A 14,662-nucleotide genomic window follows, 5' to 3' on the forward strand; every position below is an offset into this window, starting at 1 on the left:
GCGTCACAAATACTGCAAAACTGTTCACCGCAATGATGGTTATATGTATGGGTTTTCCACTCTTGTCCGCTAAATCGATGATTAGAGGCGTACCGATCGACTCCAAGCGAGTATTAGCGAAGCGGTTGACCAAAATCGATAATCCGCTCCCAGGAAGCAGCAGGACGGCGTACAGGGGCAGAACTTACCCCCTGCCGTCTGTTAACCGGAACCCTGACCAAAGGCACATTTATCGGTCGGATTTGGTCGTTTGGAGTTGACATCCCCGAAGAGTTTTGCTCGTAAGTTATAACCTCAGCCGAGGCAGGTTGGACAGACGCTTTGGCAGGAGTTGAGTTAGAATCGGCTGACTGCGGATTAGGTGGTACTGGGATTGCAGGCGGTGTTTGGGTTTCGAGAGTTGCTTGATAGGAAGCAGGCTCGATCGAGGGACGCAACACCCAGCGATTTTCTACCCCGACTCTTTGAAATTTAATTTGTTCACCGTTGAAAGCCACTCCGGGAGCCAAATTTACCAAAATTCTCGCGTTTCCTGATGGCAGTTGAATTATCGCCACGGAACGCACATTGCCTTGCGGGTATAGTTGAGTTGCATCAACGGCGATCGGAGTATTGGGCAAATCCACAGCAATTTGAGACGGGTTGAGTAGGGAATAGGTGGGAGTTTTGCCCTCTGGGAGAGTAATTTCTAGCTGATTTGTAGCTGGATCGAACCGCCAACTCGTGACTGTAGAAGCATTGGCTGGTTGCTGTGCGATTTGGAGTGTCGCAACTGTGGTGGTTGCTGCTATGCTCAGGGCGATCGACACAGAGCCTAAAAATGAGCGTACCAGACACTTAGCAGTCAGTTGGTCTAAGTCTGTCCAAAATTTCAGCGGTAATTTTTTGTATTGCATGGCTGTGTAAAAGTTGAGATTTTAACTAGCTTTGAGGATAATTTTTTTTGGTAGAGGTGTTGCGGGCGATTTGCGATCGGGATATGTGCGATCGGCAGTACAACTAACCGCAAGGGTAGCTTAACGCTGAAAGTTTAGCATTAATGGGTAATTGAAAAATTGGAAGTTAACACTTTCTGCCTAATCCCGAATGCCAACAGATACGCATTCATCCTTCTTTTCTTTTCCTTACCCTTCAACCAAGATTGTCCGAAGAGAGGAACGAAGCAAACAAGAGTGTCTATTTTTCATTGAATTTCCGTGTAATAATCTCCGATCAGAACAGTGTTACACCACAAGCAGCCGAAGAAAGATTAGTCGTGCGCGTTTTATGAAGAATTCAATAATATGAAAAATTTAACTAAATGGAAATTACTGCGATCGCGCTTCGTGCTTAACCACAAGTGGTGTCAAGTCAGACAAGATGAAATAGAATTGCCAAGCGGACAAATTATCGACGACTTTTTTATTAATGTCCGACCCAATATCGCCCTAATATTTGCGGTAACAGAACAGCAAGAACTTGTATGTGTGCGTCAATACAGGCATGGCGTCGGCGAAATTTTACTCGAACTCCCGGCTGGGAGTTTCAATCCTGCCGAAGAAAGTGGCAAAGCTGCTGCCGCCCGAGAACTGGCTGAAGAAACCGGATATGTTGCTGAAGAAATTTTGGAACTAGCAGTTTTATACGACAATCCCGTAAAAGACACTAATTCTATTTACTTATACCTTGGTAAAAATGTCAAGCTTGCCAGCCAAATTAAATTGGATATTACAGAAGATATTGAAGTAGTTTTAGTACCCATTTCAGAAGTTTTGTTGAAAATAACCAATCGAGAAATTTGTGTAGCTGGAAGCATCGCAGCTATTTTTTTAGGATTAGATTTTTTAAACAAACATTAGTTGGGTTTGTAGTGAGGACTTTAGTCCTCTCTTGGATGCGGACTTGCCTTTCTCACTAAGATTGTTTTTGCAATACGCTTTGAATAAGAAATTTCAAGAGATCCCCTCGCATCCCCCGATCGAAGCATGGTAGTTTTATTATGGGGAGAGAGAGATAGGTACGTAGTTGGGCTTCAGCCCTCTTTAGACGTATAGATAAAGGAGGCTCAAGCCCAACTACGTACCTTTATTTATTAATGATAAAATTAATTACACTACGATCGCTCGCCAAGCTTGTAAATTAGTAATTTCTGGCCTTTGATTGTGCAATTAATTGTGTCCGGTTACTTAAAAAACGGTTTGTAGTATTGAAGCGTTGGTTTCTGGCGATCGATCCCTTAAAGCACCAACCGCCAGAAACCAAGCGGGGAAAGATATTGAGAGTTATTGAAGATGTCTGTTAGTCATTAGTCAGCAGTCATTAGTTGCGATCGTCATTTCCGAGAGAGTATCCTAGTAAGGTGCGCCGCTATGCCATAATTGTAAATAGCCAGAATTCTTGTAGCGACGCAGCCTACTTATTCCCTCTTGCATCTTCCTTCAATCACTGACATCGATTACAAAATCCGTTGCCGAACTTCCTGATTCCCTCTTCCTTCGTCTTTTTGGCTTCTTGCATCTTCCTTCAATCACTGACATCGATTACAAAATCATTGCTAAACTTCCTGATTCCTTCTTTCCTCTTGCCTCTTCCTTCTTGCCTCTTCCTTCTTGCTTCGTCTTTCTTGCTTCTTGCTTCGTCTGATAGAATCCCGCCAACAGCCGAACAGGTTGCACCCGCTTATCGCTCAATATCCTCTAAATTCGTAGCACAAAATTATGAAAATAGCAAACTCAAACCCTTAAGCGAAAAGGAAGTTTCTCAGCGCTTGCAAAATTTGCCTAATTGGACTAGAGAAGGTAAAACTATTAAATATACGCACGAATTTAAAAATTTTGTCGAAGCTGTCAGTTTTGTAAATTGTCTGATTTCCCCCTCAGAAAAAGCTGGCCACCATCCCGATATTGCTATTGCTTACAACCGCGTCACGATAAGTCTCACAACTCACGATGCAGAGGCGCTGACACAACAAGACTTCGATCTAGCCGAGACAATCTCTAAATTAGTCAGCGACTGGATGCCCGGAAATGTTTGTTTAGTAGTGGAAGGTTCTGGATAATGATTTTACTGTACCAAATCGCCAACAATCAAGCAAAAAGTCAAGCAAAAAAGCTGTTTTTAATTTTATCATTTTGCTTATTCCTCGGGGAAACGGCTGCTTTCGGGCAATCGGTTATCCCCGCGAATGACGGCACCGGTACTACCATCGTCCCTCAAGGAAATCGAATCGATATTAGCGGTGGTCAACTATCGGGAGATGGGGTTAATCTTTTCCAGAGTTTCCAACGGTTTGGCTTGAACAAAAATCAAACAGCGAATTTTATTTCCAATCCTAACATCCAAAATATTTTAGGGCGAGTTGTTGGCGGAGAACCGTCTATAATTAATGGCTCGATCCAAGTTAGCGGTGGCAATTCCAATTTGTTTTTAATCAATCCAGCGGGTATTATTTTTGGCAGTAATTCTCAGTTAAATGTACCCGCATCCTTTACTGCTACCACTGCTAATAGCATGGGTTTTGGCAATAATTTTTTGAACGCGATCGGTTCTAACAACTATCTGAATTTAACAGGAAATCCCAGCAGTTTTGTATTTTCGGATGTGACACCTGCCAGCATTGTGAATCGCGGCAACTTGGCGGTAAAACCAGGGGAAAATATAACTTTACTCGGTGGCAGGGTTACAAATACAGGTCAAGTTACAGCACTGGGAGGTACAATTAACATCCTTTCAGTAACAAGCCCAAGTGTTGTCCGTATCAGCCAACCAGGATATTTGCTCAGTATAGAAGTCAGCAGCCAAGCATTGAATTCTCAAGGGGAAAATCCCAATACATCCAGCGAAAACTCATCTGCAACTCTTCCCGAATTGCTGACAGGTAAGGGTGAAAAAGTTAATAATGCTTCAGATGTTGCTGTTAATAGTGACGGTAGCGTTCAATTAACCAGATCTGCCTCGCAAACTCTCCCTCCTAATAATTTAAGACAAAATAACAGCGGGACAGCTCAAACATCTCCACAACCTAGTAATACCAACAATCCCAATCCGGCTGCTAATACTAATAATGGCGCCAGCGCTCCACAAACTACTAATACGAGCAATCCCAATCCGCCTGTTAATGACAATAAGGACGATATGCCTCCACAGCTTAATACCGCAAATCTCAATGTCACTCCTAATAATACTAATGTTGTGATGTCCCCACAACCGAATACGGGTAATTTAAATTATCTTCCTAATAATATTCAGGTTCCTCCCTATTTAGCCGCTCAAATTGTGAAACAGGGTAACAATCTGCAAAATGCTCTGGCACCCAATATCCAGCCAAATTTTCCTATAAATCAACAGCTTATTCCTAGAGGTTTTTCCGTGCCAATGATGAATAATATGGAGCTGTTGTCTGCGCGCCAGATTATTAATAACCTGCCGATAAATGGGAATATCGATCGCACTTCCATTTTTACCAGTAGCCAGCCAAATTTTATTATCAACCAACAGATTAATCCTAACAAAGCTCCAACACTGGCTCCCAACATTCAGGTAATTGATGCTCGCAATCTTCCCGGGAATCCCCCGATGTCCGCTGCGCCCAATATAACTCAAATGCGGGCCCGCCTCGGGCAGAATCTGCCCCCCGGCGTCCCGAATATTCCCAGTGGTGTAGCGAATCCTTCGGCAAATATGCAGGCAATTGCTAACATCAATTCCATGCTATCTTTAGATGGAAACCGAGCTGAGAAATATGCTGATTATTTTGGGAATGGCTTTACCAATCCCAATCTCGGCGCTGAAAATATCCGCGAAACTTTGCTCAAAGTTGCCTCGCAAACAGGCAAGAGATCGGCAATTATTTATATTAACTTATTTAGCGATCGAGTAGAATTATTACTGTTCTCTCCCGAAGGTTCGGCGATTAGAAAAACCGTACCGGAAGCCAATCGGGAGAGCATCATCAAACTAGCAACGGAATTCCGCGCAGAAATCTTGAATCCTGGGAATCTGAACACCACCAGCTACAAAGCATCCGCTCAAAAACTTTATAGTTTGCTGATTGCACCTTTAGAAACAGACTTGCAGGAACAAAATATCAATACGCTGTTATTTTCACTGGATACCGGTTTGCGGAGTCTCCCCTTATCTGCTCTTTATGACGGCAAACAATTCCTGGTCGAAAAATATTCTCTCAGTCTAATACCCGCTATTTCCCTTACCAGAAAGAATTGGTTGAAAGCCGGAACCCTTTGAGGGAGAAATGAAAATCAGACTATTCATTACTCCAATCCTCTTCCTTCTAGGTAGAGGTTGCTCTCAAACTGTCAACTGTCAACTGTCAACTGTCAACTGTTGAACGATACCCGCTATGTATCGCTACAAAATGCCTCTGTTTTAGCAATGGGAGCCGCTCAATTCGATCGGTTAGATCCCCTACCAGCAGTGCCAATAGAACTATCTACTATTGTAGATTTGTGGCAGGGGAAATCTTTCTTGAACGAACAATTTACCCTGAACAACCTGAAATTCCAACGCAGTAGAAATCCTTATCAAATAATTCATTTAGCAACTCACGGCGAGTTTAAACCGGGAGCAGCGAGCAACTCTTTTATTCAACTGTGGGATGGAAAACTGCAATTAGATCAACTCAGAAATTTGGGGTGGAACAATCCACCTGTGGAGTTATTGGTACTATCAGCTTGCCGCACAGCACTCGGAGATGAGACAACGGAAATGGGTTTTGCTGGCTTGGCATTTCAAGCAGGAGTTAAGTCGGCTTTAGCGAGTTTGTGGTATGTTTCTGATGAAGGTACGTTAGCATTGATGAGCGAGTTTTACCATCAATTAAAAACAGCTCCGATCAAAGCTGAAGCTCTCAGAGCAGCGCAAATTGCTATGATCCAAGGTCAAGTTCGGATCGAAAATGGAGTCTTGTGGGGCCCTTTTGTTGCAGCCAAACGGGGAGGGCAAAATAGCCAGCAAGCCATCCGAGAAATGGCAGGTAATGGCGATTCCCTACCCTACCCTTCGGGAACCCCTACGGGGAACGGGAACTCATTAGGGGAAGATAGCTTCGCTGCACAAAATCTCACTCATCCCTATTTTTGGTCTGCTTTTACAATGATTGGTAGTCCTTGGTAATCGATGTGAAATTAAATTAGATGGAGGATTGTGAAATCTTAAATCTCATATCAATTCCGTCAGCATCGGAATCATTCATCTCTCTATTCTCTGCCTCCGCGCCCTCTGCGTTCTCTGCGGTTAAATTATTCCGATACAACCGGAATTGATATGATATCAATTCCGGTTGCACCGGAATCATATAGAGGACACGGCAGTGCCGTGTCCCTACCGTGATTAATTGTAGGGACACGGCAGTGCCGTGTCCTGGCTTTGGGTAATAATTCCGATGCTACCGGATTTGATATCCAATCTCAAATCTCGAATTAAATATTGAGAAACCCGGTTTGTTCGCAAACCGGGTTTCTCAATATTAGGTCAAATTGGGCGCATTAAATGCGCGCTGCTGTTTACTGGGAAAAAGTCACAAAATCCAGAGCAGTAATAGCATTACTGGCTCCGAAAATATTAGCTACAACCTGCCCAGTAGAGGCTATTTGCAGGACACTTCCGTTCGCCGTCGAGTTAATTTGCAACTGAGCAAAACTCAAGCCACCAGCTAAAGAAAACTTGTCGATTCCTACTTCAAAATTAAGGACAGTATCGATACCGCTGTTGCTATCTAACACAAAACGATCGCTCCCAGTACCTCCAATTAAAGTATCCTCGCCCGCACCGCCAAACAGCCAGTCATCGCCAGAACCGCCGTTGAGAATGTCGTTATCTGTCCCTCCGTAGAGAGTGTCGTTACCGTCATCGCCGTTGAGAGTATCTTGGCCTTCATTGCCATATAACAAGTCCTCGCCGTTGCCGCCACTCATGCACTCTTGCTGGCCATTAGCACCCACCGAGACATCCTGGTTATCGTCGCGATCGCCATACATGGTATCGTTGCCATCATCGCCACACATAATATCGCTGCCGCCATCGCCGTACATCAAGTCATCGCCGGCATCTCCGTGCATCAAATCGTCATCCTTGCCGCCGCGAAGAGTATCGTTGCCTTCTCCGCCGCCGAGAGAGTCGGAACTCTCACCGCCGTTGAGATAGTCGTTACCCTTGCCCCCAAACAGCAAATCGCGGCCGTTGGCGTCGCTGACTAATTCGTTTTGCAAGCCGCCGTAAAGCGAATCCTCTCCCTCGTCGCCGACAAGGGTGTCGGAACCGAGTTCGCCCCAAATCAGGTCATTGTCTTTGCCGCCGTAAACTAAGTCATTGCCTTTGCCGGCAAAAATGCTGTCGTTACCGCTGCCGCCGCCGATGATGTCGCCGCTATCGTTGCCGAAAATTAAGTCGCCTTCATCAGTAGCAATTGTGGTGCCAACAGCAGTACCGTAGTCGCCGAGGATGGTATCAGAACCTTGATTGCCGTAGAGAGTATCCGAGGCGGTTTCACCAAAAATGCGATCGCCCCCTTTGCCTCCATAGGCCAAATCCCGGCCGTTGCCACCGAGCAAAGTATCGTCGCCTTCTTGGCCGAATAGTATGTCATTGCCATTGCCTCCAAACAGCAAATCTTGCCCGTCTGGATCGCTATCTAGGGAGTTGAGGACACCACCAAACAGGGAATCGTTCCCGCTATCGCCGTAGAGGGTGTCAGGGCCCTTATCGCCGAAGATCGCGTCGTCCTCTTTGCCCCCGTAGGCGATGTCTGGGCCTTTGCCGGCGAAAATGATGTCGTTGCCTTGATTGCCAGCAATTGCGTCCCTTCCTTCGCCACCGAAAATCAGATCGGCTTCGTTACCAGTCAAGTCGATGTTGTTGCCGTTGTCGCCGACGATCGTATCGTCACCGCGATCGCCCGACAATAAGTCCGCACCGCGATCGCCAAAAATGCGATCGTTTTGTTTCCCTCCAAACACCACATCATTTTCTTTGCCCGCGTAAACGATGTCATTGCCCTTATCGGCAGCGATGAAGTCTGCCCCTTGGTCTCCAAACACAATATCAGCGCCGTCTTCACCTAAAACTATGTCGTTCCCAGCTTCGGCAAGAAACAGTTCGTTAGTGTCGTTCCCGCCTAAATAGTCGTCTCCGGGAGTGCCGAGTATCGTGTTTTGGATGTCGGTGAGTTCTACGGCGTTAGAGTCGAAGTTGAGTATTTGCCCTGCCTGCGGTTGGATAAATGTAATCGGAGGCAGCAGGGGTAAGGGCGTGCAATCGCAGCCCGTATCAGGTTCGGGTACTGGCCCGAAAATAGGCGGGGGTGTTGGTGTGGGTGTCGGTGTCGGTGGCTGCGGGATGTCTGGTGTGGGCGTGGGTACTGGTGTGGGCGTGGGTACCAGTATCGGGGTAGGTGTGGGCGTCGGTTGCCGAATTGGCGTGGGTGTGGGCGGTGTGGGTGTGGGCGGTGTGGGTGTGGGCGGGACGGGTGCGGCCAAAATTGAGATAGTTGCCGCAGTGGGACTGCCTAGGCTGCGGCTGTCTGTGACGCCGTAGGTAAAGGTAGTACCGGTGAAGTTGCCCGATGCCTGGAAGAACAATTGGTTAATCGAAGCAGGCGTCAGGATCTGACCGATCGTAATTGGAACTCCGCCGCTGGCTGGATCGCCTAAGAACAGACGACCTTGAGCTATTGGTGGCAGGGTTTTGATGTCGAAGGAGGCGATCGTATCGCCCGGATCGGGGTCTCGGCCTGCTAGTCCGGGCACGGTAATCGTGCTGCTGGGGGCCGCCGAGGTATTGGCATTCAATGGTACCGGCGGTTGGTTAAGTGCGATCGGCAGTGCGGAGACAGTAGCAACGGCCGGGCTGGTAGCGCCGAGGTTGTCGGTGGCACTGTAGGTGAAGTTTGCCCCTTTAAAATCGGTGCCCGCCTGGAAGAACAACTGAGTAATTTGAGCTGGTGTCAGGACTTGACCGGCTGTAACTCGTACTCCCCCGTTGGCCGGATCGCCCAAGAACAGCACACCTTCATTAGTTGGCGGCAGAGTCTCAATTTTGAAGGAAACCACAGTGCCGTCGTCTGATCCTCCGAGTCCGGGGATATTGATAGCGCTACCGGGCAGCAAGCTGACGCTGGCGTTGTTAGCAACCGGGGGTAGGTTAACCGGAGGCGGGAACAGGGAGGCAGTAGCGGGGGCCGGACTGGGCAACCCGGTGGTGTCTGTCGCGCTGTAGGTAAAGCTGGCCCCTCTGAACGCGCCTGTGGCCCGGAAGAATAGTTGGTTGATTTGCGTTGGGGTGAGGACTTGACCTGGTGTAATTGCCACTCCGCCGTTAGCCGGATCGCCCAAAAATAGGACGCCTTGGTCTGCCGGGGGCAGAGTGTCGATCTTGTAAGAAGCGATCGGGCTATCCGGGTCGTTTGCTATCAGCCCCGTGAGGTTGATGGTGGCGTTCGGCGCCACAGGAGAGTTGGTATTGACTGGTACGGGCGGTTCCTTGAACTGCGGCGGAATTAGGGCAACGGTAGCTGCGAGACTCCGATCTCCTCGATCGTCCGTGCTGCTGTAGGTAAAGTTTGCCCCTGTAAAAATGCCTGTGGATCGGAAGAACAACTGCTTGATTTGAGCCGCCGTCAGGACTTGACCGGCTGTAACCGCTACTCCACCGTTAGCTGGGTCGCCCAAAAATAGGACGCCTTCATTTGTTGGAGGCAAAGTGTCGATCGTGAAGGAAACCACAGTGCCGTCTGTGTCTGTTCCTCCCAAGTTCGCGAGCCTGGCAGCGCTGTTACGCCCCAGAGTGACGTTATCGTTTTCTGCTGTAGGGGGGATGTTGCGGCGCGGTGTCGTGCTGACAGTGGTGGTCACCGTGGCATTAGGATCGGAACCGTCGTTGTTTCCCGGGGTGGGGTCAGAAGTGACTGAGCTGCTCCGAGCCGTGTTTTTGACGCTAGTCAGGGTAGCTGGGGCGACAAAGCCGATCGTCCGAGTGACTGTAAGGTTATTGGCGATCGCAATCGCAGGAAAGGTGACAATCCCTGTGGTTGGGTTGTAAACCCCGCCGTCGGATGCCGTGACTCCTGTCAAGCCGGGAATGATGCTGTCAGTAATTGTGACGCCTTCTGCGGGACTCGGGCCCTTGTTGGCTGTGCTAATTGTGTAGGTGACTGTGGTTCCAGCAGTGGCGATCGTCTGCCCGCTTTTGGTTGTTGCGACATCGGCAACAGCACCGAGGGTAGTGCTGACAGTGGCAGTAGGATCGGAACCGTCGTTGTTTCCCGGGGTGGGGTCAAGAGTCGTCGAGGTGCTTTTTGCGGTGTTTTTGACGCTAGTCAGGGTTGTTGGGGCGACAAAGCCGATCGTCCGATTGACTGTAATGCCATTGGCGATCGCAATAGCAGGAAAGCTGACAACCCCTGTAGCTGCGTTGTAGGTGCCGCCGTCCGATGCCGTGACTCCCGTCAAGCCGGGAATGATGCTGTCAGTAATCGTGACGCCTTCTGCCTGACTCGGGCCGTTGTTGGCCGTGCTAATTGTGTAGCTGACTGTGGTTCCAGGATTGGCGCTCGCGGGCCCACTTTTCCTAGTTACCACATCGGCCACAGCACCGATCGAAGTGCTGACAGTGGCATTCGGACTTGTGCCGTCGTTGTTGCCAGGGGCTGGGTCTGGAGTCGTCGAGGTGCTTTTTGCCGTGTTTTTGACGCTAGTCAGGGTTGTTGGGGCGATAAAGCCGATCGTCCGAGTGACTGATACGCCACTGGCGATCGAAATACCCGGGAAAGTGACAATCCCTGTAGCCGCGTTGTAGGTGCCGCCGTCGGATACCGTGATTCCCGTCAAGCCGGGAATGATGCTGTCAGTAATCGTGACGCCTTCTGCCGGACTCGGGCCGTTGTTGGCTGTGGCGATCGTGTAGCTGACTGTGGCACCGGGAATGGCGAGCGTCGAGCCGCTTTTGGTTGTTACCACATCAGCGCTGGGCGTGATGCTGGTGGCAACAGATGAGTTGGTGGGAGTGCCGTCTTGATTGGTGGTGCTGCCGTCGTTGTTGGTGCCGATCGGGTCGGGAGTCGTCGAGGAGCTCCGAGCCGTATTTCTGATTGAGGTCAGGGTACCTGGGGCGACAAAGCCGATCGTCCGATTGACTGATGCGCCACTGGCGAGTGCAATCCCAGGGAATGTAACAATCCCGGTAACTGGGTTGTACGTACCGCCGTCGGATGCCGTGACTCCCGTCAAACCGGGAACGATGCTGTCAGTAATCGTGACGCCATCTGCCTGACTCGGGCCGATGTTGGCTGTGGCGATCGTGTAGCTGATTGTGCGACCGGCCGTAGTAGCTGTGGGCCCACTTTTGGTGGTAACAACATCGGCAATAGCTCCGAGCGTAGTGCTGACACTGGACTCAGGGTTTGTGCCGTTGTTGTTTCCTGGGGTGGGGTCGGGAGTCGCCGAGGAGCTTGTTGCCGTGTTTTTGATTGAGGGGAGGGCGACTGGGGGCACAAAGCCGATCGTCCGATTGACTGTAACGCCACTGGCGATCGCAACAGCAGGGAAGCTGACAATCCCCGTAACTGCGTTATAGGTGCCACCGTCCGATGCCGTGACTCCCGTCAAGCCCGGAATGATGCTGTCAGCGATCGTGACGGCTTCTGCTTGGCTCGGCCCGTTATTGACTGTCGTAATTCTGTAGCTGACAGGGGTTCCAGGCAGCGCACCCGTCGGCCCGCTCTTAATTGTTACCACATCAGCGCTGGGCGTAATAGTCGTGACAACAGTGGAATTCGTGGGAGTGCCGTCTTTATTGGTGGTACTGCCGTCGTTGGTGCGGGGAAAGGGGTCGGGTGTCTCCGAGCTGCTGCGAGCCGTGTTGCTGATTGAAGTAAGGGTCGGTGGAGCAACGAAACTGACGGTGCGGTTAACTGTTGTACTGATGGCTAGGGATGTCAGCACCGGGAAGGTGACAATCCCTGTAGCCGGATTGTAAGTGCCATTGTCCGATGCGCTGACTCCAGTCAAACCGGGAACAATGCTGTCAGTGATAGTCGCGTTGAGAGCCGGGTCTGGCCCCAGGTTGGCTGTGGTCAGGGTATAGGTAATCGTTGACCCGGCCACAGAAGTGACGGGGCCGCTTTTGGTAGTAACGAGATCGGCAACAGTAGGGGAAATAGTAGTCTGTTGTTGGCCTATGAACGTTGAACCGTCGTTGTTGCTGAGATCGGGGTCGAAAGTGCTGGCACTGCTGAATGCGGTGTTGGTTAAGCTGCTGCCAGGATTTAGACTTGGGGGTAAAGCAACTGACAAGGTGTAGGTGACGCTTTGATTGACACCGAGAACGGGAATTTTCGGCCAGGTGACGTTCCGCGTCGTGCTTGAGTAAAGGCCACCCCCACTGATCTGGCGAATGGGATTGGCTCCGCCGACAGGAACGAGTTCCGGAGGCAATTCGTCTTGAACCAAAACTTGTTCAGCCGGCGATGTCCCCTTGTTAGTAGTAGTGATGGTGTAGGTAATACTGCCAGCACCTGTTTTGATGAACTGCGGGCCACTTTTGATGGTGGCCACATCAGCAGAGATGGTGGGAGTAGGATTGACAGTCTCGATTGCGAGGTTGCGAATTTCGTGGAAGTTGCTTGCAACTCCCGTCGAACTGGCAAAACCAAATTTGAAATTAGGCGGTATCGCTCCGTTTGCAGTTGCTAGATTGGGGATATCGATCAGAGTTTCACCCGCGCCGGTGAACAAGCCGTCGTTATTCAGGTCTAGGGCAATGGTGAGCCTGTTGGGCGTTGCTGAATTTGAGGGGGCTAGGGTAATTTGAATGCTTCTTTTCGCTGCATCTCGACTGGTAGTGACAGTATTGTCGAAGTCATAAGTACCCCCAGCATCTAAAAAGTCAATACTTTTGGGGATATTGTCGATACCTAAAGGGGCGATCGCGTTTGTTAAAAATCGATAACTATCTGCTTGACGACCCCTGAGAGTGATGGAATCAGGTCTGTAGCCTTCGAGAGTTGAACCAGGAATGGTACCATTTACTGCTCCACCAACACGTCCTTCCGTATCATTAGAAAAATTCCCAAACTCATCGAGTCCAATGCCCAAATAACCTCCCACCAATCCGGGTTGGCTGCCATTGGTGTTGTTGGCATACCCCAGAGAACCACCAAAGCCTCCTGCTGCTGTAGGGCTAGCTGACCCGTCAATCAGGAAGAAGCTAATGCCGTCCCCTGGCTGCGGGCTGATAAAACCGTTTGGGCCTTGGAGAGTAGTGCCGTTGTAAGCAAAGAAATCGAAGGTAATTTTCAGACCCTCTGTGGAGGGTATGGGGTTGTCGTAGAGAACAAAGGCTGGCAGTCCCACACCGTTGGTCGTCAATTGCAAAGCCCCAGAGGGTGGTACATCGCCACCCAAACCGGGAAGTATCCCAGATGAACTTCCTCCGGTGATACCGGGAATCCTTTGCCTGTTGGCTTCAAAGACTGAGCTGGGGTCGAATACCCTGCCGTCTTGTCCTCGGTAGAGCCAAGGCCCCCTGACTGTGGCGTTCCTAAATGTTTCGTTGACTAAGGTACCGAGGACTCCGCTGTATGCCTCCAGCACCTTTTGCTCAAGGGCAATCCTGGCCCTTATTTCTCCTGTCGCAAATTCTAATTCCCAATCGCCACCGAGCGCCGCACTCCCTACCAAGCCTGTGGAAGCTGCAATCTCTCTACCCGTAATTTCACTGAGTCGCCGCACGAAGGCCCGGCCGCTTTCCCCGGCTGCTCCCCGGCAAGCCAATAATAAGATATTTCCTCTCTCGCTGAGGGAGTTTCCCCACTGCTGCAACAAATGGCTGTAGGTTTCTAAGTTGTCGCTGCACAGTTCTACTGACCCCAGTTGTACTCTGGCTTCTTGACCGTGAGCAACTATTTGAAGGCTGTCTAAATCGCTGTAATTAGCAAGAATTCTAGTAATTCGATCGACTCCATCCGCGATCGAGTCCAGTAAAAATACCTCTGTATCCGCTGTTGCTCCTCTTGCCAAGCTGTCGCTATTCTCTACTCTGGCATCGATGAACAGTATATTTTTTACATTCCGGGGGCCTACCGACTCGGTCGATCGCAAAAATTCTCTCTCTAGGTGTTCAATTTCCGCGCCACCACCAATTTTTGGAGACAGGAAAGACCAGTCTGATTTTACTTGTTTTATTTGTCTTTCCTGAGGATAAGTTGCGGTAGTTCGGGAGTTTTTCCTGCCAATGCTTGTGGTGTCAACTGCTTTTTGTTGAGTCAGGAAAATTGGTTTGTTGCCAATGCTTTTCATTGTCTGATACCTTGCTGATTGTATACAATATACCCATTAAGAGGTAATAATTATCACCTCTTAACAAGGCTTAATTGAGACTGAGTTGCTCTGTTGTTTGACTTTTAGAAAGCAATAAGGTTCAGTTAGTGCTGTTTCTTCCCCGGAGATTCCTCCCATCCCCCGAATCGTTGCGGGGACGAAAGAGAATTTCTTGTATCCCCCTTTTTTTTAAATGGAGGTTAGGGCGATCGATCTTAACTCAACCGTATTCTGTTAAAAAGAGTAATATGCCGATTTTCATCAGCATAAATTTCTGCTATCTTGCTATTGGATAGCATTGGAAATACAGCCGATTTGATGTCGGCCGATTAGACTTCTGAAACACGTCATAA

5 protein-coding genes and 1 pseudogene are annotated in these 14,662 nt (G+C 49.3%); 3 read left to right on the forward strand and 3 right to left on the reverse strand.

Annotation, left to right across the window (positions count from 1 at the left end; all coding sequences use genetic code 11):
• Positions 1–113 precede the first annotated feature (113 nt).
• Entirely contained in the window at positions 114–896 is a 783-nt protein-coding gene (locus JGK22_RS19910) for an AMIN domain-containing protein (protein WP_293313464.1), read from the reverse strand.
• A gap of 387 nt (positions 897–1,283) precedes the next feature.
• On the opposite strand from JGK22_RS19910, the gene JGK22_RS19915 reads away from it, so the two are divergent.
• Complete coding sequence (locus JGK22_RS19915; protein ID WP_293182942.1) at positions 1,284–1,838, forward strand: NUDIX hydrolase; 555 nt, start codon at positions 1,284–1,286, stop codon at positions 1,836–1,838.
• A gap of 681 nt (positions 1,839–2,519) precedes the next feature.
• On the opposite strand, the gene JGK22_RS19920 is transcribed toward JGK22_RS19915, so the two are convergent.
• Positions 2,520–2,654: a hypothetical protein gene (locus tag JGK22_RS19920; RefSeq protein ID WP_293207008.1), complete on the reverse strand. Its 135-nt coding sequence runs from the start codon at positions 2,652–2,654 to the stop codon at positions 2,520–2,522.
• A gap of 14 nt (positions 2,655–2,668) precedes the next feature.
• On the opposite strand from JGK22_RS19920, the gene JGK22_RS19925 reads away from it, so the two are divergent.
• Positions 2,669–3,037 (forward strand): 4a-hydroxytetrahydrobiopterin dehydratase, encoded by a 369-nt coding sequence (locus JGK22_RS19925; RefSeq protein WP_293182960.1) that lies wholly within the window; start codon positions 2,669–2,671, stop codon positions 3,035–3,037.
• Positions 3,037–6,111 (forward strand): annotated as a pseudogene (locus JGK22_RS19930) (CHAT domain-containing protein). Before JGK22_RS19925 ends, JGK22_RS19930 begins: the two are co-directional and overlap by 1 nt.
• Positions 6,112–6,500: 389 nt before the next feature.
• On the opposite strand, the gene JGK22_RS19935 reads toward JGK22_RS19930, so the two are convergent.
• Positions 6,501–14,288: a DUF4347 domain-containing protein gene (locus JGK22_RS19935; RefSeq protein WP_293313466.1), complete on the reverse strand. Its 7,788-nt coding sequence runs from the start codon at positions 14,286–14,288 to the stop codon at positions 6,501–6,503.
• Between the last annotated feature and the right edge of the window lie 374 nt (positions 14,289–14,662).

It is taken from the genome of Microcoleus sp. PH2017_08_TRC_O_A (assembly GCF_020738665.1).
Lineage (GTDB): Bacteria > Cyanobacteriota > Cyanobacteriia > Cyanobacteriales > Microcoleaceae > Microcoleus.